The sequence below is a fragment of the Geosporobacter subterraneus DSM 17957 genome (genome assembly GCF_900142145.1).
Classification (GTDB): domain Bacteria; phylum Bacillota; class Clostridia; order Peptostreptococcales; family Thermotaleaceae; genus Geosporobacter; species Geosporobacter subterraneus.
In genome coordinates, this window is sequence record NZ_FQZV01000108.1 from 1 (window position 1) to 2,014 (window position 2,014).

1 rRNA gene is annotated in these 2,014 nt (G+C 49.1%); it reads right to left on the minus strand.

From position 1 onward, the window contains the following. Positions 1-2,014 (minus strand): 23S ribosomal RNA (locus BUB56_RS19135); the annotation flags it as partial.

Here is a 2,014-nt window from a genome sequence, read left to right on the forward strand (position 1 = left end):
CAGTAAAGCTCCACGGGGTCTTTCCGTCCTGCTGCGGGTAACCAGCATCTTCACTGGTACTACAATTTCACCGAGTCTATTGTTGAGACAGTGCCCAAATCGTTACGCCTTTCGTGCGGGTCGGAACTTACCCGACAAGGAATTTCGCTACCTTAGGACCGTTATAGTTACGGCCGCCGTTTACTGGGGCTTAAGTTCAGTGCTTCCCCAACACTCAACTCTAACTACTAGATTCTTCTGTTTATCTTATAATTTTTTCTGCTTATGAAGATTTTTTCTAATAGTCACAGTTGAGTGTCGGGTAACACGTCCCCTTAACCTTCCAGCACCGGGCAGGCGTCAGCCCCTATACATCGTCTTTCGACTTAGCAGAGACCTGTGTTTTTGTTAAACAGTCGCTTGGGCCTATTCTCTGCGGCCACCTCGGGCGATTAACCCTACCGTGGCACCCCTTCTCCCGAAGTTACGGGGTCATTTTGCCGAGTTCCTTAACAATAGTTCTCTCGCTCGTCTTAGGATTCTCTCCTCACCTACCTGTGTCGGTTTGCGGTACGGGCACCTAGATCTCACTAGAGGCTTTTCTTGACAGTGTGGAATCAGTCAGTTCGCGACCAATTTCGCTCCCCATCACCTTTTAGGATTGTTAAGACGGATTTGCCTATCCTAACTCCCTACGGGCTTAGACGCACACAACCAACGGTGCGCATGACCTATCCTCCTGTGTCACCCCATTGCTCAAACGATCTTTGGTGGTACAGGAATTTCAACCTGTTGTCCATCGCCTACGACTTTCGTCCTCGGCTTAGGTCCCGACTAACCCTGAGCGGACGAACCTTCCTCAGGAAACCTTAGGTTTTCGACGGGTAAGATTCTCACTTACCTTTCGCTACTCATGCCAACATTCTCTCTTGTATGCAGTCCACCACTCCTTACGGTGTGACTTCTACCCGCATACAATGCTCCCCTACCCAGTGCAATGCACTGCCGTAGCTTCGGTGACAGGTTTGAGCCCCGGACATCTTTGGCGCAGGATCACTCGACTAGTGAGCTATTACGCACTCTTTAAATGAGTGGCTGCTTCTAAGCCAACATCCTAGTTGTCTGTGCAATCCCACATCCTTTTCCACTTAACCTGTACTTTGGGACCTTAGCTGACGGTCTGGGCTGTTTCCCTTTTGACCACGAAACTTATCTCACGTAGTCTGACTCCCAAATAAAAGAATACGGCATTCGGAGTTTGATAAGCTTTGGTAACCGGTGAGGGCCCCTAGGCTATTCAGTGCTCTACCTCCGCATCTCTACATTTGAGGCTAGCCCTAAAGCTATTTCGGGGAGAACCAGCTATCTCCGGGTTCGATTGGAATTTCTCCGCTATCCACAAGTCATCCCAGCCTTTTTCAACAGACATGGGTTCGGACCTCCACGAAATTTTACTTCCGCTTCATCCTGCTCATGGATAGGTCACCCGGTTTCGGGTCTACGGCATGCAACTAAAACGCCCTATTCAGACTCGCTTTCGCTGCGGCTCCGCTGCAGAACAGCTTAACCTTGCTGCATACCGTAACTCGTTGGCCCGTTCTACAAAAAGTACGCGATCGTTCATATAAAGAACTTTCACTGCTTGTAAACATAGGGTTTCAGGTTCTCTTTCACTCCCCTCCCGGGGTTCTTTTCACCTTTCCCTCACGGTACTATACGCTATCGGTCACCAGGTAGTATTTAGCCTTGGGGGGTGGTCCCCCCTGCTTCCCACAAGGTTTCACGTGTCTCGTGGTACTCTGGAGTATACTCAAGATATTCGTCGTTTCACCTACAGGACTGTTACCTTCTATGGTGGGCCTTTCCAGACCGCTTCGATTACAACTGCCATCTCTTAATGAGTATATCCGCAACCCCGGATACTCAACTCAGCTACGCTGAATTGAGTGGTTGAATGTTATATGTTGTATGTTGAATGTTTTTGGGTCTATCTTTTGGGTTTTAACCCCAAAGGCACTCCCTAGTAACCTTCAAC